General features: G+C 43.4%; 22 protein-coding genes. 17 read left to right on the top strand and 5 right to left on the bottom strand.

The features are described from left to right. Window positions 1-237: 237 nt before the first annotated feature. On the top strand, window positions 238-609 hold the full coding sequence (locus MKX41_RS03780; RefSeq protein ID WP_076283128.1) for a hypothetical protein: 372 nt from the start codon (window positions 238-240) through the stop codon (window positions 607-609). Between the two features lie 86 nt (window positions 610-695). Here the strand turns inward: MKX41_RS03780 and MKX41_RS03785 are convergent, their stop codons facing one another. Further along, window positions 696-833, bottom strand: a complete 138-nt coding sequence (locus tag MKX41_RS03785; RefSeq protein WP_340968749.1) for a hypothetical protein — start codon at window positions 831-833, stop codon at window positions 696-698. A 142-nt stretch (window positions 834-975) separates the two neighbouring features. Between MKX41_RS03785 and MKX41_RS03790 the strand changes: the two genes are divergently transcribed. The 14 genes from MKX41_RS03790 (at window position 976) to MKX41_RS03855 (ending at window position 12,921) form a co-directional block, all read left to right on the top strand. Continuing rightward, complete coding sequence (locus MKX41_RS03790; protein ID WP_340968750.1) at window positions 976-1,260, top strand: polysaccharide biosynthesis C-terminal domain-containing protein; 285 nt, start codon at window positions 976-978, stop codon at window positions 1,258-1,260. A gap of 130 nt (window positions 1,261-1,390) precedes the next feature. After that, window positions 1,391-2,662, top strand: a complete 1,272-nt coding sequence (locus MKX41_RS03795) for an alcohol acetyltransferase (RefSeq protein WP_076283126.1) — start codon at window positions 1,391-1,393, stop codon at window positions 2,660-2,662. Next, on the top strand, window positions 2,659-3,333 hold the full coding sequence (locus tag MKX41_RS03800; RefSeq protein WP_340968751.1) for a DUF6320 domain-containing protein: 675 nt from the start codon (window positions 2,659-2,661) through the stop codon (window positions 3,331-3,333). Before MKX41_RS03795 ends, MKX41_RS03800 begins: the two co-directional genes overlap by 4 nt. 311 nt (window positions 3,334-3,644) lie before the next feature. Beyond that, the gene (locus tag MKX41_RS03805) at window positions 3,645-4,682 is read left to right on the top strand and encodes an ABC transporter substrate-binding protein (protein WP_340968753.1); all 1,038 of its coding nucleotides are present in this window, start codon (window positions 3,645-3,647) and stop codon (window positions 4,680-4,682) included. Between the two features lie 16 nt (window positions 4,683-4,698). Then, complete coding sequence (locus tag MKX41_RS03810; RefSeq protein WP_052404239.1) at window positions 4,699-5,688, top strand: FecCD family ABC transporter permease; 990 nt, start codon at window positions 4,699-4,701, stop codon at window positions 5,686-5,688. A 1-nt stretch (window position 5,689) separates the two neighbouring features. Continuing rightward, window positions 5,690-6,469 (top strand): ABC transporter ATP-binding protein, encoded by a 780-nt coding sequence (locus MKX41_RS03815; RefSeq protein WP_076298518.1) that lies wholly within the window; start codon window positions 5,690-5,692, stop codon window positions 6,467-6,469. 40 nt (window positions 6,470-6,509) lie between these two features. After that, on the top strand, window positions 6,510-7,037 hold the full coding sequence (locus tag MKX41_RS03820) for a HugZ family pyridoxamine 5'-phosphate oxidase (protein WP_042186927.1): 528 nt from the start codon (window positions 6,510-6,512) through the stop codon (window positions 7,035-7,037). A 3-nt stretch (window positions 7,038-7,040) separates the two neighbouring features. Beyond that, complete coding sequence (locus MKX41_RS03825) at window positions 7,041-7,469, top strand: DinB family protein (protein WP_076283122.1); 429 nt, start codon at window positions 7,041-7,043, stop codon at window positions 7,467-7,469. 158 nt (window positions 7,470-7,627) lie between these two features. Then, window positions 7,628-8,035, top strand: coding sequence for a MerR family transcriptional regulator (locus tag MKX41_RS03830; RefSeq protein ID WP_339802501.1), 408 nt, complete (start codon window positions 7,628-7,630; stop codon window positions 8,033-8,035). Between the two features lie 68 nt (window positions 8,036-8,103). Beyond that, a complete protein-coding gene (locus MKX41_RS03835; protein WP_339802504.1) occupies window positions 8,104-9,015 on the top strand; it encodes an alpha/beta hydrolase in 912 nt (303 codons plus the stop codon). 244 nt (window positions 9,016-9,259) lie between these two features. Then, window positions 9,260-9,850 (top strand): TetR family transcriptional regulator, encoded by a 591-nt coding sequence (locus MKX41_RS03840; RefSeq protein WP_340968756.1) that lies wholly within the window; start codon window positions 9,260-9,262, stop codon window positions 9,848-9,850. 188 nt (window positions 9,851-10,038) lie between these two features. Next, window positions 10,039-10,782, top strand: a complete 744-nt coding sequence (locus MKX41_RS03845) for an SDR family oxidoreductase (RefSeq protein ID WP_339271589.1) — start codon at window positions 10,039-10,041, stop codon at window positions 10,780-10,782. Between the two features lie 87 nt (window positions 10,783-10,869). Further along, a complete protein-coding gene (locus MKX41_RS03850; protein WP_340968757.1) occupies window positions 10,870-11,955 on the top strand; it encodes a glycerol dehydrogenase in 1,086 nt (361 codons plus the stop codon). A 105-nt stretch (window positions 11,956-12,060) separates the two neighbouring features. Then, window positions 12,061-12,921, top strand: coding sequence for a divergent polysaccharide deacetylase family protein (locus MKX41_RS03855; protein WP_081382741.1), 861 nt, complete (start codon window positions 12,061-12,063; stop codon window positions 12,919-12,921). On the opposite strand, the gene MKX41_RS03860 is transcribed toward MKX41_RS03855, so the two are convergent. Next, window positions 12,908-13,660, bottom strand: a complete 753-nt coding sequence (locus MKX41_RS03860) for an N-acetylmuramoyl-L-alanine amidase (protein WP_231573420.1) — start codon at window positions 13,658-13,660, stop codon at window positions 12,908-12,910. The genes MKX41_RS03855 and MKX41_RS03860 overlap by 14 nt on opposite strands. Window positions 13,661-13,842: 182 nt before the next feature. On the opposite strand from MKX41_RS03860, the gene MKX41_RS03865 reads away from it, so the two are divergent. After that, window positions 13,843-14,031 carry a YqzE family protein gene (locus tag MKX41_RS03865; protein ID WP_340968760.1) on the top strand — a complete coding sequence of 63 codons (189 nt, stop codon included), beginning with the start codon at window positions 13,843-13,845 and terminating at the stop codon, window positions 14,029-14,031. Between the two features lie 170 nt (window positions 14,032-14,201). On the opposite strand, the gene MKX41_RS03870 is transcribed toward MKX41_RS03865, so the two are convergent. The 3 genes from MKX41_RS03870 to MKX41_RS03880 form a co-directional block, all read right to left on the bottom strand. Continuing rightward, complete coding sequence (locus tag MKX41_RS03870; RefSeq protein WP_340968761.1) at window positions 14,202-15,233, bottom strand: hypothetical protein; 1,032 nt, start codon at window positions 15,231-15,233, stop codon at window positions 14,202-14,204. A 155-nt stretch (window positions 15,234-15,388) separates the two neighbouring features. Beyond that, on the bottom strand, window positions 15,389-16,453 hold the full coding sequence (locus tag MKX41_RS03875; protein ID WP_340968762.1) for a YqhG family protein: 1,065 nt from the start codon (window positions 16,451-16,453) through the stop codon (window positions 15,389-15,391). Continuing rightward, window positions 16,450-18,195, bottom strand: a complete 1,746-nt coding sequence (locus MKX41_RS03880; RefSeq protein WP_076298508.1) for a DEAD/DEAH box helicase — start codon at window positions 18,193-18,195, stop codon at window positions 16,450-16,452. Before MKX41_RS03880 ends, MKX41_RS03875 begins: the two co-directional genes overlap by 4 nt. 415 nt (window positions 18,196-18,610) lie before the next feature. On the opposite strand from MKX41_RS03880, the gene MKX41_RS03885 reads away from it, so the two are divergent. Further along, a complete protein-coding gene (locus tag MKX41_RS03885) occupies window positions 18,611-21,256 on the top strand; it encodes an adenosylcobalamin-dependent ribonucleoside-diphosphate reductase (protein WP_340968764.1) in 2,646 nt (881 codons plus the stop codon). Window positions 21,257-21,390 lie beyond the last annotated feature (134 nt).

Consider the following 21,390-nt stretch of genomic DNA (forward strand, 5'->3'; position numbering starts at 1 on the left):
TGAATTCTTTTTCTTAGCGCCCTATGGATTCTTGAACTATATTGCTCTAGCCACAATTGTCGGCTCATTTATTAATGGATCACCTCACAAGTGCATTATATGCACCACTGATCCAGTGGGTACGAATCTATGAATCTAGGAATAAAGTACATTTCTAGAATAGTAGGTAAAAGTGAGGTCAAGCATTCCAAATCTTGCATTTACTATCGTATCCTAAAAAGAAAGTGGTGAAGGAAAATGGCAATGATTAAGAAGCCAGTCAATAAGCAAGCCGTTATGGCGGCCAAAGCCCTCGCGGCAAAAAGAGTGAAAGCAGCTGCAACCCGGAAGAAACGGAGAATCAGACAGACATTGGACAGATTTGTGGTTCTCGCTACAAGTTTAGGTACGAATAGCACACCTAAAGATTCTTCGGGCTGGACCGCTACATTAAAAAATGGTACCACAACTGTGAACGCTGATTTCGATGATTTTGGTGTGGCCAGATTCCCTACGATTAGCACATTAACTTCAGTACCTTACCTGCTGACAATAAGAGACGAGAATGGAGTAGTTTTGAAGAGTTTTAACGTCCCAGCAGACCGTGAATTTTTTGTCGCTAGATTTTAGTTTGGACAAGTCAGCTTTAATTCAGTAGTAAACAGCACGTGTCGATCCTATTTCGCCGCGTGCTGTTTTATTTGTCTTATTTTAGATCATGCAGATTTTAACCATACTTGAATCTCATAAACCCACTGAAACGTTCCGGTGAAAATGACTGTCTGGATGACAAATGGAGTCTCCTTATTATATTCGGCTTTAGCATATGCAGCGATATTCTGCATCGTTTCCATTCTCTACTCCTCCGAGCAATAACCATAGAGATAAATTCCTTTAGGTAATATTGAAATACAGCCGGCCTGTTCAGGGTACTTCTCACAAACTACAAAAAAGACAGATGGATTCTCACTAGGCTCCAAAGTTGGAGCAATTTCAGTGCTTTTTCCTATGGTTGTTGATTACATACAGACTTTTGGTGTATTTGTCGTGCCTGAAATTTTTAATATTTTACTTGGTATTTCATTGCAGTCTATGGGGAAACCTCAGCTTTATATGGTTGGTAATTTACTGAGTGTAGTCTTGAATATCATCTTGGATTTGATTTTTATCTGCGTTTTCGATATGGGGATTACCGGTGCTGCTTTGGCATTCGATTTTGGCGATTTTACGGTATGTCTTGTTGATGGGGAATTTTTTTATCCTTCCTTTAATGTTAGGTAACATCGGCCTTTGGCTTTCCTTTGTAGTGGCAGAGATAATCTGTGTCGTGGTAAGCTATGTTTGTTTGAGGAAGACAATGCAAAAGTGGAGTATCAACTAGTCAACAGCAGAATAATAGAGGAGTTTTGAAGTGAAAAAGTGGTACAAACTTGATAACGCAGCAAAACTATTTCCATCCGTTACAAACACAAAAAACACTTCCGTTTATCGGATCTCAGCTGTTCTGACAAATCCTGTAGATGTGGATGCGTTACAGCAAGCCGCCGATACGGTATTCGACAGATTTCCGATGTTCACTGTGAAGCTTCGCAGGGGTGTGTTTTGGAATTATTTAGAGTCTAGCACGGATAAAATTGTGATCGCTGAGGATCAGCAGTATCCTTGTCGCAACATTGATCCAACTACAAACAATGGATATTTATTTAAGGTTTTATACTACAAAAATAGAGTCTCTGTTGAAGTGTTCCATGCGCTTACGGATGGTAATGGGGCTGTCGAGTTTTTAAAATCACTGCTGTACTATTATCTAATGTATATGGGACATGAAATTGACACTGAGGACCGGATTTTACTCGCTGATTCAGGAGTGGATATCCATGATATGGAGGATGCTTTTCGCAGATACTACAAGGATTGTTATGTTGAATCGGTTAGAAACAGCCGAGCGTACCACATTAAAGGTACCGCTTTCGAACAGTTCGGAAATAACGTGGTACACGGGGTCATAAGTGCCTCCCAATTAAATGCCCTCGCTAAGCAAAAAGGAAGTACGATCACTGCTTATTTATCCGCATTACTGAGTTATTCTATTTATCAAACAAGAATCAAATATAGCAAAAGTAACGCTCCCGTGGTTATCGCAGTGCCTGTCAATTTGCGCAAAGCATTCCCTTCACGTACTCTTCGTAACTTCTTTGGCGTAGTTAATCTTGGTGCGCGGATTACGGAAGATACCACACTGGATGAATTAATTTTTAGAATGAATGAGATGCTGAAGTATAAAACGGGGAAAGAAAATTTGCAAAATATCATTTACAATAATGTGGCGCTTGAACGGAACAAAGCTACGTTGTTTGTCCCGTTATTTTTGAAGAACTGGTTCGTGAATTTAGGGTTTCATATGCTTGGGGAAAGTAAAAGAACACTGACCTTGTCCAATATCGGCAATATTATGTTGCCACAGCAAATGTACAAGCACGTAGAGCTAATCGAGGCATTAGTCTATCCATCCAATAAAAGCCCTATGAACTGTGGGATCAGCTCAGTCAATGATAAGCTGGTGATCACGTTTACCAGAAATATAGTGGAATCCGATATATTGCAATATTTCTTTTCGACCTTAGCGGGTGAGGCTGGACTTGAAGTTAAAATCTACTCAAACGATTGGGGGATTAGCGAATGACCAAATGTATTCGTTGCAACGTGACGGTTGATAATCAACATTATCGTTGTCCACTATGCTCCAAGCCAATTAAGATCAGGGGAGAGAGCACGACAGAATACCCGTCCTATAAAGAGATCTATCAGGAAACCAAACCATTTACGGTAGCTAAATTGTTCCTCTTTTTGACTATATCTGCGATCGTGCTTTCGATTACAATTAATGCGTTGACCTATCATATCAATCCGAGAATATGGTCAATTATCGTAAGTACAGGTCTTATCTATGCGTGGATCGTTGTTAAAGACACCATTTTATCTAATAAACATATTGGCAGGAAAATTTTATATCACTATGTCATGTTGTCCATTTTCCTTTTGGTGATCGATATATTCGTTGGTTTTAGGGGATGGTCTACCAACTATGCAATCCCACTGTTTGGAGTGGCAGCTACGTTTATTATGACTATGCTCGCAATTGTTCAAAAATCATTATGGCGTCATGATATAGGCTATATTTTAGCGATGTTCTTTATTAATTTATGTCCTATGCTTCTGTTTGTATTTAATTTGTCTCATGTCATTTGGACCAGTGTTTTCTCTATCGTATACTCACTCCTAACCATTATTGGGATGATAATTTTTTCTGACCGGAAATTTATAAGCGAAATCAGAAGAAGATTCCATTATTAATAATCGAGATAGATTTATTCCAGTCTATAATTAAATATTTAGGTTTATTATGCATATTAACCACGTCCTTTGGATGTGGTTTTTTTGTGGATTTAAGAAAGTGAAGGGTTCATACGACACCGAATTCCTATTTTTCTACAAGAAAGGTTGTCCTTTTTAATGGGATGTTTAAGGTATTTTGCTAGTTTAAAATTAAAATAAAATTCTTGACACTTCCTAATGATAACCATTATCATAGGAGTGGTAGATGAAAATGAAAATCATTATCACTACTTGGAGCGTATAATTATACATACTCGGAGGGATAGATTTTGAAGAAATTATTAGTACTTCTGGTTGTTGCAGCGCTTACTGCAATGACTGCATGTTCGTCCACCAATACAGCGGACAATCAAACCAAGAATGAAGCCGTAACGAATACAGCTGCTAATGAAACGAAAGAAGCAAATGCAGCGAATACAACAGAAGCAGCGAAAACAGCGGATGCTGGAAAGGAATACAGTCTGGAGAATGATGGTGTAGATGAAGCATTGTTCAATGAAGCATTAAGCCAGTTTCCAGCCACAGTTCCACAGCGAATTGTAACTACATCTGTACCATTAACAGAAATGCTCTACTTGCTTGGAATCACACCAGTTGGGGTGCCAACCTCCACCAATCCAATCCCTGCTGATTTTGAATCGATAGATAAAATTGGTTCGCCAATGGCACCGGATCTTGAAGTAGTAACAAAGCTTGAGCCAGACTTGCTGCTGGGAGCAGAATCACTTCGAAGCACACTGGATAAGACACTGGAAGGCATGGATTTGCAAAAAGCATATCTACGCACAGAATCCTTCGAGGATTTAAAGCTTAGCCTTAAAGTATTAGGTACTTATTTTAATAAAAAAGATGAGATGAATGCGGCTTTGAGTAAGATATTGGATAAAGAAAATGAGCTAAGTAAATTAGTCGAAGGAAAAGAACTGCCGAGCGTGATGCTCGTTATTGGAACCTCTGATTCCTTCATGGTTATGAGTGAGAAATCTTATCTAGGTAGTTTGGTGAAAAAGCTTGGCGCTGATAACATTGCTACTTCTGTACTTAAAGTTACCGATACTTACTCTCCTATTAATATGGAGAACGTCGTAGCCGCTGATCCTGACGTCATTCTCGTATTGGCTTCAGGTGACCACGGAGCGACAAAGGACAAATTTAAAAAAGAAATAGAGAAAAATGAAACTTGGACGAAGCTCTCTGCTTATAAAAACGACAAAATCCAGATTTTAGATTACAGTGTGTTCGGCGTAACCTCGATCATTAACGCAGAAACAGCCCTAACTGAAATCGCAAAATACTTCTATGAATAATTAAAGGAGACAGCAAGTGATAAATACATCTCGTAGCAGAATAGTTGTTATTGTAACGGTTCTATTAGCGCTCGTTGCAGCGATTATTGCCATCGGATTAGGCTCTGTTTTCATTCCGGTATCAGACATACTAAGCACAATCTTTGGTTCATCGTCTAAGGCGGTGAATGCCACCATCATATGGGATATTCGATTGCCACGTGTGTTACTGGCGATGATCATCGGAGCGAATATAGCGATCTCGGGCGCACTGCTGCAAGCTGTGATGGGTAACCCACTTGCTGATCCTGGATTGACGGGTGTAACTAGTGGCGCGGCTGCATGTGTTCTTGTCATAATGCTTGCTGCACCACAGTATACTGAGTTCATTCCGATTGCCGCTTTTGTTGGAGGGCTAATTGCTGCCGGGATTGTATATGCATTAGCGTGGAGACGAACCGGTATTTCACCGATTACTATTATTTTATCTGGTGTTGCTGTGAATGCGCTTTGCGGAGGACTCATTGGACTATTAACAATCATGTACAGCGATAGACTCCCTGCAGCGGTTCAATGGCTTAACGGCAGTCTTGCGGCAAAAGGGAATAATGCGTTAATGATGGTCTTCCCATATGCGATTGCAGGTTGGATCTTATCGTTCTTTGCTATTCGTAAGGCAAATATCATTCGTCTGGGTGATCAGGTGGCTTCGAATCTGGGTGAAAATGTGAACCGAATTCGTATCCTGCTCTCCTTGCTGGCAGTATTTCTAGCGGCTATTTCTGTAGCAGCCATTGGAATGATCGGATTTGTCGGTCTAGTTGTACCTCATATGGCGAGATTGCTCGTGGGTTCAGATTACAAATATCTTTTACCGATGAGTATGGCTCTAGGTGCATTGGTTCTGTTAATTGCGGATACAGGTGGACGTACCCTGTTTGCACCCCTAGATATCCCTGCAGGTATCCTTATGGCTGTGATTGGCGGACCATATTTTCTATACCTGATGAGAAAGAAGGCGTTCTAACATGTTTACTGTCGATTCCATTTCGATTCGGTATGAGCAGAAAAGCGTGATTAACAACTTCTCTTTTTCCGTAAAAAAGGGTGAGATCGTCTCCATCATAGGACCGAACGGCTCCGGTAAATCCACTTTGCTCAAAGCAGTATCACGGCTAATTCCTTATCACACGGGTACGGTCATACTCGATGGTACGGATCTGAAGACCATGAGCGCCAAACAAGTCGCACGAAAAATGTGCATGCTGAGCCAGAAGAATCAAGCACCGAGTGATATGACTGTGATCGATCTGGTCTCGTATGGCAGATATCCACACAAAAAGTGGTTTGAAAGATTGAATCAAGAGGATATGGACATTGTTCATTGGGCCCTTGAAAAGACACATTTGATGGAGTATAAGGACCGAGCCGTAGCTTCATTGTCAGGTGGTGAATCACAGCGTGCCTGGATTGCAATGGCATTAGCGCAGCGTCCACTCATCATGTTGCTTGACGAACCAACCACGTACTTGGATATTTCGCATCAGCATGAAGTGCTTGAGCTTGTTCGTGAGTTAAATCAAGACATGGGCATGACCGTAGTGATGGTGCTGCATGATCTCAATCAAGCTTCTACTTATAGCGATAGTATCGTTGTAGTGCAGGCGGGTGAGAAGGCGATGTATGGCACACCGAATGAAGTCATGACAACCGATATGATAAGGGATATATACCGGATGGACTCGGAAGTCCAGTATGTGCCCACAGAGAAGAAACCTCGTATTCATTTGTTGAGTACTGTTCGATAGATTCATAGTGTGACACAACCTATTCATGGAGGGATTTTAAATGAAGAAGCCTGTAGATGTGGAGAAAAATAAAGAAAACTACTTGCAATTTATTAATAAACGTAAGAACCTGATTTTGAGTTTGATCGATGATGAAGGTAAGCCCTTTATTAGTTATGCGCCTTTCGTAAAGAAAGACGGCAAGCTGTATATCTATATTAGTAAAATCGCAGAGCACTATGGCTATATGGAAAATAATGATTATGTGGACGCCTTTCTAATTGCGGATGAGTCTGAAACAAACAATAAATTTGCAACTGAGCGTGTGCGCTGGAGTTGTACTTCAAGCAATATCGGAAATGATGGATATGAGGATATCTTTGAATTGTTCAATGCTGACCATGGTGAGGCCATGCTGAAATTGCTGCGCGGACTGGATTTTTCACTGTTCGAACTAACTCCGTTGAAGGGGCGTTATGTTGTAGGTTTTGGGTTAGCGTTCGATATTGATGTAGATGCGAATGTATTTAATCACGTTGTTATTGATAAGAAGAAAGACGAAGAAGCAGCTGTACAAGGGAGCAAATAGCCGATGACTATTACTTCAGTACTGCCCATCTGGCAAGCGGTTCAAGAGCGATTTCATAAAATGGTGAAGGCATTGCCGGAAGAAGATTTAAATCTTAAATTAGGGAATTCATCCATCGGAGGTTTGATTTCTCATAATGCCGAGGTAGAATTTATGTTTGCAGAGTGGTTCTTTGGTAGACCTAAACCTCAAGCCGATGACGCAGCGTATACTACATTAAGTGAACTGGTGGATCTGCTGTCTGCTTCCAACGAGAATCTGATTGCAGCGATGCGGGAGCTTCCGGAAGATGCTTGGCATGTAAGCGTAGAGTCGTCTTTTGGCACATCTACTCCGCTTGAAGCGGTAGGAAGACTTATGTATCACACAGGTATTCATGCCGGACAGATTTCTCTAATACAGAAAAATGCAGTTCGAAGTGAAGTGTTGTAGGTAGAAGAGTAGACATGGGGAAACGGCAGAAATGCCGTTTTTTTGTGTGTAGATAAGGAGTTTTATATTGATCCCGATTAATTATTGGCTCTATTTTGATACCCTCTGTATTATCTGGATTTTGGTATAATATAGGGAATTCCAAGGGGGCGTATATCATGACGGAATACTTGCGAGGCCAAATGGCCAAGATGGCAAATGTGAATATGGAAACACTGAGGTATTATGAGGAACTGGGTCTAATTAGTACACCTATACGATCGGAAGCCGGCTACCGTCTTTATTCTGAAGAAGCGCTAAGTCGACTTACGTTTATACATAATGCTAAGCAATGTGGATTCACCCTAAAGGAAATTAAAAAGGCATTGTTAAAATCGGAAAGCAGTGGCATTAGCATAGATGATTTTGTGAAAGTTGTAGATAAAAAAATGGATCGAGTCCGCAATGAAATTGCAAAGCAGGAGATAAAGCTTGCTTCTCTCGCAGACTTGAGAAAAAATTTATTAGCCAAGGATAAACATCCTGGAGTACAGTCAACGCTAGAAATCCTGAAAATGGAATCTTAACTTGACCTTGTAGTCACCTACAGGCTTTACACTTTGAGTTGAAAAGACCTGTAGGAGGGATTATCGATATGGAAAAGACGAGTATAGAACAGCTTGCAGCGATCAAAGATTACCTGAAACAAAACAATCGGTTTGAAAGTAAGTCTGTAGAGCATATCCGGCAAGAAATGGTTGAGGCGGCTGCGAATATGTCCAGTCATACGGATGTTACAGTCGAGCGGGTCAGGGTTGGGCCATTAAGCGGAGAGTGGATCATTCCTGTGGAAGCAGCTCCACCTGATGATAAAGTGATTCTTTATTTTCATGGTGGTGGTTTTGTTTCAGGAACCTGTGAGTTTTATCGGGATCTAGCAGCACGAATTGCAAAGGCGAGTGGCATGAAAGTGCTAATCATTGAATATCGCCTTGCACCCGAGTATATCTATCCCGCCGCTAATGAAGATTGTATAGGGGCTTACCGGTGGTTGCTTGCAAATGGATATTCTGCCAGTGATATCGTGTTTGGAGGAGACTCTGTTGGAGCCAGCCTTGCGCTGATGACACTGATTACTTTGAGGGATGAGGGGAGCGAGTTACCAGCAGGTGCTTTTTTTATCTCGCCGCATACAGATCTTGTTCATTTGGATGGTGAATCGTATCAGAGTCGTGCGGAGCTTGATCCGACAGGTAGCTTGGAAGGGAATAAACGGATACTTGAAGCATATGTAGGTACTCGAACCGAGTGGGCTTCAATATTATCGCCGTTAAGAATGAATTTGCAGGGATTGCCTGATTTACTTGTTCAAGTAGGCAACCATGAGGTGCTATTAAGCGATTCAACGAGGTTGGCTGAACGGGCGAGTGGATCGGGTGTTCATGTGGAACTGGAAATATGGGATAATATGTGGAGTGTTTTTCATTTCTTAGCGTATATGCTCCCAGAAGCAGAGCAGGCGATTTCGAAGATTGGTAAGTTTGCTAGGGCGAAGCTGGACGAGTGAGTAAGTAGATGAAAGTAAGGAACCTTCTTGAGAAATCAAGGAGGTTTTCTGTTGTTGGGGTATGGTAGGTACTCAGCGGCTGATGAGAATTGGATACCAAAATGTGGATCTTAGTATGATAAGTTTGTGCACGTATATACTGATAATGATTTTACAAATGACAAAGTAAGATTATTGTCAGTTCGTTTTTGAATATTATATGCTATGATAAGTACCATCAGAAATAGAGTGAGGGGAAATACCAATGTCGAATGATCTTCCATTATCTAAAGAAAACATTTTGGATGCGGCTGAACAAGTACTCCGGCGTTTTGGCCCGGATAAGACCTCAGTTGTTGATGTAGCGAGGGTACTGAAGGTTAGTCATGGTACGCTATATAGACATTTTTCCAGTAAAGCAGCTTTGCGCGAATCGGTAACCGAAAGATGGTTGCATCAAAATATTTTAGCCCCATTGAAGGACGTTACTGAGCAATTTGATGGGAATGCCAAAGAGCAGCTACGTCTGTGGTTAGATACTCTAATTCACAGTAAACGGAGCTATGCTGTAGAAGATTCCGAAATGTTTGCTATGTACGCCTCCGTAACTTTAGAAGCCGTAGATATGATTACCCAACACGTAGATCAATTAATTGGGCAACTCGCACGCATTCTTGAAAAAGGTATACAAACCGGGGAGTTTAAAGCATTGGAATCAGAGGTTACGGCAAGAGCTATTTTTAATGCAACATCACGATTTCATCATCCTGCTCATGCGAAAGAGTGGCAGTCGGGTTCGATTGATCAGGAGTTTGCCTCTGTTTGGGATTTGATGCTTTCCGGAATTTCGTCATAAATTGTTATAGCATATTTCAAAATAAAAAAATGATGGACTAAACCTTTTGATGAAGATCGGAAGGTTTTTTTGCGTCTGGAGAACAATTATATCGAATGACAAAAAACAATAATTGTCACTTGTTATTTGCGAGTGTTCGATTTATAATCAGACCAACAAGAAAGGCAAACGAATAGGAGGAATAAATGATGGATCAGAATTTGGTTGGAAAAGTTGCATTAGTGACTGGAGCTTCAAGAGGTATGGGACGGGAAATTGCGGAGAACTTGGCGTTACATGGTGCGAAGGTTGTTGTTAATTATGCAAGCAGTTCAAGCAAGGCAGAGGAAGTTGTGAACGAAATTAAGCAAAAGGGTGGAGAAGCTATCGCTATCCGAGCGGATATCAGCCAAGTGGCAGAGCTAGAACAATTATTCCAAGCCACATTGGAAGCTTATGGACAAATCGATATTCTCGTTAACAACGCAGGCATTATGATCACAAAGCCGATTGCGAGTATGACGGAAGAAGACTTCGACAAACAGTTCGCTATCAATGTGAAGGGTACCTTTTTTGCTTGCCAGCAAGCGGCTAAACATATGAGTGAGAACGGACGGATCATTAATTTCTCGACATCGGTTACAGGCCAGATGTTCCCAACCTACAGCGTTTATGCGGGAACAAAGGGAGCAGTGGAACAATTCACTCGTCAGCTAGCTAAAGAATTTGGACGAAAAGGAATCACGATTAATGCGGTTTCGCCAGGTCCTGTTAATACGGAACTTTTCACAGTTGGGAAGTCAGCTGAAGAGATTGCGAATGTTGGGAGTATGAATTCTTTTGGACGCTTGGGTGAGCCTGAGGACATCTCGAGTGTAGTTTTGTTTCTAGCTAGTAAGGAATCACAGTGGGTTACGGGCCAGACGATTCGTGTGAATGGCGGATTTATTTAAGACAAAAGTCTATAGCATCTTTTTTTATAGCCAGTCTGAAGCAACACTCCTTAGAATAAAAGAATATACAAAAAGAGGAGTGAAACCATGACGCAGATCATATGTTCACCGACTAAATATATTCAGGGGTATGGCGAGATTCGTAAGCTGGGAGATTATTGTTTGCAGCTAGGATCGAACAGAGCTTTTGCGATTGTAGATCCTTATATTTTTTCCATGTACAAGGAGGATATCTTACACAGCTTTGAAGTGAACGATATTCCCCTTATGATGCGCGAATTCAAGGGTGAGTGCAGCCGTAATCAGGTGGATAAGATAGTGCTAGAACTTGGTCTGAAGGACGCTGAAGTTATCATAGGAATCGGTGGCGGCAAGACCTTAGATACGGCAAAAGCAGTAAGCCACATGGCGGGTCTCCCGGTAGTTATTGTACCCACAGTGGCCTCGACGGATGCACCTTGCAGCGCTTTATCAGTGTTGTATACGGACGAAGGTGACTTCGACTATTACCTTCCATTAAAAAGAAATCCTGATATGGTGATCGCAGATATAGATATCATCGCTAAAGCCCCTGCAAGATTGCTGGCGGCTGGAATGGGTGATGCTTTGTCCACCTACTACGAAGCAAGAGCTTGCCGTCAATCAGGAGCGGTTACTCATGCAGGCGGGACTAGCACAATCGCAGCGTTCTCTTTAGCACGTGCTTGTCTGGACACACTTCTTGCTGAAGGTGAATCCGCACTCCTGGATGTTAAACAGGGGATCACCTCTTCTGCAGTGGAACATATTGTTGAAGCTAATATTTACTTGAGCGGCGTTGGGTTTGAGAGCGGTGGGCTTGCTGCAGCCCATGCTATTCATAACGGACTGACCCTGCATGAGGAATGCAGGAATGTCCTACATGGTGAGAAGGTTGCCTTTGCTACGATCGTGCAGTTGGTCTTGGAGAAGGCTTCAGAAGATGAGATCGCTCAGGTCATTGCTTTCTGCAAAAAAGTCGGCCTTCCCGTCACACTTAAGGAGCTTGGGATTACCAGTAGCGATATGGATAAATTAATGGTGGTGGTAGAAGCTAGCTGCTCCCAAGAGAGCCCAATGAAGAATATGCCATTTGAAGTTCAATCTGTGGATGTGCTGGAAGCAATCCTTGCCACAGACAAGCGCGGGCATTAGCAACAGCTCGATTGTAAATTATTGCGAACCCTCCCCGTACATATTTAACCTTCTTGAACCAAACAATGAGAACAATTGTTTAAGACGAAGGAGGCGTTCCTCTTGATGAAGGACAGTCGAAAGGTTAAACGTTACTTACTGAATTGGCTTGCTGTTGCTGCAGTATTGATTACCACAATTGTTCCGGCTACGCCGGCTGTCTCTGCTGCCACGTCTAAAGACAACGCTACAAATACGCAGCTTGAAGAGAGTGCACCCAAACGTGATAAGGTCGCTATCATTATTGACGATTTCGGCAATGGCATGAAGGGGACAGATGAAATGTTCTCGTTACCGATAAAGCTTACTGTAGCCGTCATGCCTTTTTTACCTACATCCGTAAAGGATGCCACCCGCGCCCATGAACGCGGAGATGATGTTCTGGTTCATTTGCCGATGGAGCCGCGCCAAGGTAATCCTAAATGGCTTGGACCAGGAGCCATATTGGCCAAAATGTCCGATGAGGAAGTGCGACAAAAGGTTGAGGCAGCACTCGATAATGTTCCTTATGCGATCGGGATAAATAACCATATGGGTTCGAAAATTACCGGAGATGAGCGGATTATGGCAGTAATCTTATCTGTATGCAAAGAACGAGGATTGTTTTTTGTAGACAGCAAGACCAACTACCGTTCCGTTGCTGGCAATATGGCTTATCGTATGGGGTTGCCACGCGTAGAGAACCATATCTTTTTAGATGACACACATACAGCAAGTCATGTTCTGAAACAAATGGGTCTCGTCAAAGACATGGCGAAGGATCAACGATTTTGTGTAACGATTGGTCATGTTGGTGTATTTGGGAAAGAGACCGCCGCAGGAATCCGCAGCGGTATTGAACAGATGAAAGACAATGTTGAGTTTATAGGGATTTCTGATCTGGTTAAAAACGAGATGAAATGGAGCTCCCAACTTAAACTTCCATAAGATAAGCTACAATACCATCAGCGATGGCTTCAGCGATTTGTTGCTGCCCTTTAGGGGTGCATAACTTTGCGCGGTCAGTCGGACTGCTTACAAAACCCGCCTCAACGATAACAGTTGTGGCGGTTATTTTGTTGAGTAAATAAAATGGCTTGCCTGGTCTTGGATGAGCCTCGACATCGTAAAGATTGTTTAGCTGATGCTGAATGGACTTAGCAAGCATGAAGCTACGGCCCTCTTGACGGTACAATACAAGTGGACCATGTTTGGAAGGGGAAGGCGCCCAGTTAATATGGATGCTTACCACTACAGTAGCAGGTAATGTCTCAGCGAGCTCTTTACGCTGTGCAAGATCCCGCAGATGTCGAGATTTACTACGCAGCCAGCGGTTCTCATCACTTGGGGCATAATCTCCATTGCGATTTAAAGCAACGTCAAAGCCATCGCTACCCAGAAGTAGAAATAATCGACGTGAGATATCTAAGGTGATATCTTTTTCAAGAATATTACCGTAGGAAGTTCCACCGTCGATGCCTCCGTGTCCCGCATCAATTAGGATCATACGGTGTCCGTGACCTAATAAATGCTGACGGTCATCCTTCATCACGGGTTTCTCTGGTGTCGCAGAGGCTAAGGAGCTGCCCATAAACAACATTAGTAGTCCTAGGGTAGTTAGAGTGATTCGAAAGCCACATAGAGCAGCTGCTGTTCTGGAAAAGGATTGTTTTCTCCAGTTGTTCAAGTGAAACGCCTCCTTGCAAGTGAATAACGTCTTATGGATTCTTTGTTAGATTGTGCTTTAATAGGTAAACCTATTCGACAAATCAGAAGTCTGTAGTTTAGATCCAAGTGGAGTGGTGCACACTAAGACCATGGAACGGATACTGATAATCTGAATTCACTTACATTTTAGGAGGTGTTAAAATGGCTTCCGGTGGCGATGAGCTTGTAAAGTATATAACGGAGAAGGTAGTCGTATATATCGAGGATCCGCGTGCCATTCATGCTCGTAGAGCGGCTAGGAAGCAGCCGTGGTCACAGAAATGGTTTGGCATGCTCCCGCTTGGGTGGTCTATCTGGCGAAGTAAGTGGAGTCATGATAAAAAAGACTAAAGGTTAAATAGCAAATAACCTTCCAGTGCCATTATTCATGGGTGGCAGTGGAAGGTTATTTGCATTTGTTTAAATATAGAATTTATATGCTTACGTTATAAATTATCCTTCTATTTCTAGCATAAACACTTACCGTCCTCATAAGGACGCCGAAGGCGTTTATGCTTGTGTTAACGATTATATCCGAGTGCTTTGGTCGTTTTGTCTGGCAGCTTATGCAGTGTTCCATTATTTTGTAGTGCAGTGAGTGGTAAGTATCGTTTTCCTTCAGGGCCTGAGGCCGCGTATACGGTAGTTTTATTGTTCTCAGCTTGACCTTGAGAAGACTGCCAGCTCTGATAGCCTGTAATCATAAATGGTGCCCCGACAAGGTCGTTTCGCCCAGCAGCTTGATAAGCGATGCTTTCCTTAGGTCTGATCAGAAGTGCGATATTGTCGCCGCTCACTGTAGTTAGTTTAGGAGCAGTCAGCCATAGGATATCTTCGTAAGGATCATCTGACCCTCCACTATTGTAGGCCGATAACGGTGATACGTCAGGATTAAGATTAGTAATTACATCTGTTGCTGGAGGCTGCTCTTTAAGGACTTCTTCCGCCTTGCTCAGTGTCCAAGGTAAAATTTGCGGTACGGAAGCATTGATGTAAACCGTCTTTTCGTCAATGGTTATTTTCCAGACCGGTAGAAGTGGTGCATATAAAGCAGTAAGGTTTATTGTTCCTGAAAAAGATGATGTAATGAGACCTTTCTGCACCAAAAACTGGCGCAGATCATTTAAACTGTATGGGAGTCCGTAAGTGCCGGCTCCATATTCACTTAACATATATCCGCCTGTATCGGTGGCGGAAATGATCATGTATCCGATCCGCTCTTCACCCTTCATTACATTTACAAGCCAGCCATGTGTACCTGGACCAAGAGGATAATATTCTATCCTTGCATCCTTCCAGGCTGTAAATGGAGCTTCTGCAGCGAGCTTGTTCAGTGTAGCCTTAGCGAATTCTTGGACCGTACTCGGAGAAGGTAAGGTACTCATCTTCAATACAGGAATTGCATCCTGCGTGACTGACTGGATCACACTTACTCTAGCCAGCGCCAGCGCTGAAGGGGAAACAGAACTGGATACAAACAGTCCAAAGCTTAGAAGCAGGAGGAGGCATCCTTGACCCGCAAGTTTCAGCCTCCGCCGCAAACTTATTTTCATGGCGTCGATCACCTTTCTTTGTTAAGAAATGTCAGGAAAGTTAAGCTTTACTCTATTGTAGTGGACAGGCTATAAAAAGGCTGTTGCTTGCTGTCGCGCTTGAAGGCGGAAGTTCTCTTGTTTTTTTGCCTGCTTTTAGCGAGTAGGGTCGCATTCTATAGGCTTCGCAGATGAAACAGTCCGTAGGTTATCGCAGAAACTGCAATTTGCGGCTCATATTGCCAAATGGTCTCCTGTCGACGACGGTTATACTGCTCTTGAGTGCCTAAACGTTTTTCTTCATCAGGCTCTTTCAGCAGCTCTCCGTAATAAATATCAATGATAGCCAGCTCGATTCTAAGACGCTCACGTGCCTGTTCTGCCCAAGTGTAATCGAGTTCGGCTAGATGAGAGGTAAGATGAGCCTCTAATAAATCTGTAGCGGCTGTCACTGTTAATTCATAAGGCTGAATATGGACGTTTTCTGGTAAACGGGGGATCATCTCCCGCGAGGCTATCTTAGCGTTAAAGTCATCAATGATGGTCCCTTTTGTCAGCGATATTCCAAGATAATGCAGTTCTTCCCTTTTCAAATCGCAGCTCATCTCCACTTTATAGCAGACGCCGAGCCACGGTTCATAGGCAGCAGAGAAGAGTGTATTCCGCTGCCTGCTACCGGGATCTTCAAATAAGTAAAGGCATTTCCCTTCATCTTGGGCCGCACTCCAAATTTGCTGCAGGCGCTTGCTACCATAGATGATATCTTCACGTCTTATCATACCGGGCCCAATTCGGGGCAGTGCAGGTACAATACCGAAGTAGCGGGCTAGGATGCTATCTTCTGGATTTGAGGAGGGGACATGAACCACATTAGATTCAGGTGATGTTGGATTCAATAGATCTGCGCTAGCCTCAGCATCTGTTGTGGCGCCCATCGCTGGGTTTCCGATAATTGGCGGATTCAATGCTCCGATGCTGCGATTTACCGTTGGAGGAACTTCTATAGCTGCCTGGCTATCGTATTTTTCAGGATCAAATACAAAGGTGAAAGAGAGTGTCTCCGGATCAACACCAGTACGCTCCACGAATCCCCAATAATAAGGTCGATCTGTAAGCATTCTGTCAGCTCTTGGCGATAGCTTTACAGTTACGTGAATGGGCGATACTTCAATAATGGAGCATTCTGTAGCCTCCAGATAATCCATTACATGTTTACGTACTTCCTGTGAGTTGAGGGTCATGTCGCAGTCTCACTTTCCTTTTTAATACCCTGAGTCAACTCACTTAGGGATTCACCGATATGATCAAGTTCATTTCGCAGCTCTTCATCGGAGCGGGATTCGAGCATGATTTTGTATAAACTTTTCTCCAGTGATTCTTTCTTCTCAAAGCGCTCCAGAATCACATCCAGCCCGCCAATGACCATTTCGAACATATTGATCTTCTCGTGTAGCAGATGCAGAATATGTTCTTCAATCGTGCCCTGTGTGGACAAATTATAGATAACCACATCATTTTCCTGACCTAACCGGTGCACCCGCCCAATCCGTTGTTCTACTCTCATGGGATTCCACGGCAGATCGAAGTTGATCATATGGTGACAGAACTGCAGGTTTATGCCCTCACCACCCGCTTCAGTAGCGATCATGACTTGAGCACGACCGCGGAAGAGGTCCATCATCCAGTCCTTTTTACCACGATTCATCCCGCCGGAATAAGAAACACACATTAGCCCATGTTCACGGAAATACTGAAGCAAATATTCTTGAGTCGCGCGATACTCCGTAAAAACGATGACCTTTTCATTCATTTCTTGAATGAGAGATAGTGTTGTTTCGGCTTTGGTATTGGTCTTAACCGTACGAAGTGTCTGCAATAGCTCCATCATCCGATCGCGTTTCGGCGAATCAGCAGGCAGCTTCTTGATCAGATTAACTAAAGTGATGAAGACGGCATCCCTACTGCTGCACACCTCACGCTGAAGCGTTACCAAGGAAAGCATGCTGCTAAGATTGCCGCCTGATTCCTGATACTGATCTTTAACAAAAGAAGTGACAGCGTCATATAATACTCTCTCTTCCTGTGAAAGAACTAGCGGAATATTACGGACTTTTCGTTTCGTAAAATTAACTGGACCTTCGCCACGCCGATTGCGGATCATCACCTTCGATAGCTCGTCCCTTAGCTGACCTTCATTCTTAGGTTGGCGTTTATCAACGACGAAATTCGAAGCAAAATCACCCTGATTTCCTAGTTGTCCCGGTTTCAGTAAAGTGATCAAATTAAATAGCTCGCCCAGATCATTCTGAACGGGAGTAGCGGTTAGGAGCAGGCAATATTTTTTGCGTAATTGCTGTACAAATAGATAATTGGTCGATTTCTTGTTCTTCAGCTTATGCGCTTCATCAATAATCAACATGTCATATTCATTTTCCAGCAGCATCTCTTTATGAGGATCGCGCTTCGCGGTATCCATAGATGCGACGACAATCGCATTCCCCCAGGAATATGCTTTTTTCTGTGCAACAGCAGAGATGCCAAACTTGGCATTCAGCTCGCGGACCCACTGCAATACGAGGGAAGCGGGTACCAGAATAAGCACTTTAGAGACTAAACCGCGGACAAGATATTCCTTGAGTACAAGTCCTGCTTCAATCGTCTTTCCTAGTCCAACCTCATCTGCAAGAATCGCGCGGCCCGACATCTCAAACAAAACCTTATGCGCGGTATCGAGCTGATGAGGAAGCGGGGATAATCCGGATAAATGTTTCATGCATTGCAGCTCATCGAAGCTGGTTACTAGACCCGTTTGTTCACCTTGCACAGCAAGTTTGGACAGACGGTAGTCTCCCCACGGACCACCTTTATCTAGTTTGAGTTCTAGATCCTGTAGCCAATTCCGGTCAAAAGAAAGAGGAACAGGCAGTATAGGCGCTGACTTTCCACCTTTGTGAGGTAGAGAATTACGGAATAATTGCGTCATGGTACAGCCTCCTCAGGTGCTAATTTATATCATCATTCGTAGGAGTAGTATGCTCTTAAACAAGAGAATTCATAACCTTCTATTTTTCTTGATAGCCTTTAAAAAAGAGAGTAAAAGCGAGAAAACGCGGCAAGGTTTGCGATATTTCGGCTGCTTAACTCTATTTTCGAAAAAGACCTTCGATACAATATGTGGTATAGTTTAAAAGCTGACGCACACAATATATTGTGACAAAAGCATGAAAATGTGATTTTTTTAAAGTGCGTAGCTGCTATTTGTTATTGACAAGATGAACTTCCTACATACACCCGTAAGACGGAAGATAAGTGTAAGGAAGTTTTTGTTGTGGGTCACAAAATGTACGCCCACACCTGAACTGGAACTAATATTTACTACATTGCGGGAGGTTTTTCTATTGGGTAAAGTGGAACGTAAGCAACGCCTTGAAGGGCTAAGTGAAAAAATATTTTTGGATCGTTATGCTTGGAAGGATGCCGACAGCAATAATGCTAAAGTGGGCGATGTTGTACTCGTTCTAACAAAAGATGATCCGAAGTTTCCCACGAAGGAAGTCGGAGAGATCGTAGAACGTAACGGCAGAGTCGTAACCGTGAAGACGCGCAGCGGCGAACTTGTGAAATCAGATGTTGAAAAGCTGACGCTTAATATAGAAAAAACACCAGAGGAAATGTGGGATCGTCTGTCTACAGCTATGGCTTCTGTGGAGAAGACGCCTGAGCTTCAAGTAGAATGGGCGGGTAAATTCCGTTCGATTCTGGATGATTGGAAGCTCGTCCCGGGTGGACGAATTGCTGCTGGTGCTGGCGCTAGTGAAGAACTAACCCTGTTCAACTGTTATGTAATTCCTTCTCCAAAAGATAGCCGTGGCGGCATTATGCAGACGTTGGCTGAAATGACAGAAATTATGGCTCGTGGTGGCGGTGTAGGGATTAACCTATCCTCTCTACGTCCACGCCGGGCAATTGTGAGAGGTGTTAATGGTTCTTCCAGTGGTTCTGTATCTTGGGGCGGTCTGTTTAGCTATACCACTGGATTAATTGAACAAGGCGGTAGCCGCCGTGGTGCACTTATGCTCATGATTAATGACTGGCATCCAGATGTGGAGGACTTCATTACCGTAAAGCAAACGATGGGTCAAGTTACGAATGCGAACCTTTCGGTATGTGTGAGCAATAGCTTTATGAAGGCTGTAAAAGAAAATCTGGATTGGGATCTCGTATTTCCGGATACTACAGATCCAGAGTACAACGATTTGTGGGATGGAGATCTAGACAAGTGGAAGGCTGCGGGCAAAAACGTTATTCATTATCGCACCGTTAAAGCGCGTGATGTGTGGCGCACCATTATTGAATCCGCTTGGAAATCCGCTGAGCCAGGCGTTGTGTTCATGGAATACTACAATCAGATGTCCAACAGCTGGTATTTTAATCCGATCATTTGTACGAACCCATGTGGGGAGCAAGGACTGCCAGGCTGGGGAGTCTGCAATTTGTCTGCTGTGAACCTGTCCAAATTCTACGATGAGAAGAATCATGATGTAGACTGGGAAGATCTCGCGACTACGACGCGTTATTCCGTACGTTTCTTGGACAATGTCATTGATAAGACGCCTTATCATTTCCCGGAAAATGAAGCGAATCAGAAAAACGAACGCCGTGTGGGTCTCGGAACGATGGGTCTTGCTGAGCTGATGATCAAATTGAACATCCGTTACGGTAGCCCGGAATCTTTGGCGTTTCTGGACAAGCTTTACGGCTTTATGGCTCGTGAAGCATACCTTGCTTCTGCAGAGATTGCTGGTGAGAAGGGATCCTTCCTAGCTTTTGACACAGAGAAATATTTAATGAGCGGCTTTATGAAAAATATGCTCGAAACGTATCCAGAGGTTGGTGAAGCGATCCGTAAACATGGCATGCGTAACGTTACAGTGATAACGCAAGCACCTACAGGTAGCACAGGTACAATGGTTGGCACCTCGACAGGTATTGAGCCTTATTTTGCTTTTAAATATTTCCGTCAAAGTCGCCTTGGCTACGATGAGCAGTTCGTTCCAATCGCCCAAGAATGGCTTGAAGCTCATCCAGGTGAAGAGCTGCCAGATTATTTCGTGACTTCGATGGATTTGTCAGCTAAGGATCATATTCGTGCGCAAGCAGCGATTCAACGCTGGGTAGATAGCTCGATTTCCAAGACAGCCAACTGCCCGTCTGACTTCACAGTAGAAGAGACGGCTGAGCTATATGAAATGGCCTTCGATCTGGGCTGTAAAGGGGTTACGATCTACCGTGATGGTAGCCGTGATGTGCAAGTTCTGCAAACCTCGAAGAAGGAAGATGCAGCAGAAGAGGTAGCTCCAGCAGTTGAAGTTGCAACGACTCCTGAAGCAAATGTTGTAGCGGCAAGCCCAGCACCTCAAGCTCCTACTAAAGAGCTGGATAAACAATACAAGAAACGTCCGCAGGTTCTGCGCGGCGCAACCTATAAAATCAACACACCTTTTGGTATGGCGTATATTACGATCAATGATCTAGATGGCACACCGGCAGAAATCTTCCTGAATGTAGGTAAAGCAGGTTCTGATGTCTTTGCGATGGCAGAAGCACTCGGTCGTGTCTGCTCCTTGTTCCTCCGTTATGGAGATCATGGTGAGAAGGTAGAATTATTGATCAAACATCTGAAAGGTATCGGCGGATCAGGTGCAATCGGCTTCGGTGCGAATCGAGTAGAATCCATTGCAGATGCTGTAGCTAAGGCATTGGAGACTCATGTACTGAATAACGCTCAAGATGATCATTTGCCTGCACCAATTGCAGCAACTTTGGAGCTAGAAGATTTCAATGAAGCTTTAAATGCGGAGTTGAAAGCGAGTGTTCCTGCGGCAACGTCTACCGATGATGGTCATGGTGGACATGGTGGACATGGTGCGCATAACCACACGAGCGCTTCACGTGATCTTTGCCCATCTTGCGGTGGCGCTTCGCTGATTAATATTGAGGGTTGTAAGACTTGCGGGAACTGTGGGTATAGTCGCTGCGGGTAAACGGTAGAGCCAATAAATGTTTTATGGGAAAACTAGAAATGTGACTATGCATAGCTACTAAAAGCAAGCGATCATCGAGAGGAAGTGTTAATCTTTTATCTCAATGGATCGCTTGTTTTTTTATTTATTGATGA

Origin of the sequence: Paenibacillus sp. FSL R5-0475, assembly GCF_038004585.1 — a bacterium.
Taxonomy (GTDB): domain Bacteria; phylum Bacillota; class Bacilli; order Paenibacillales; family Paenibacillaceae; genus Paenibacillus_AQ.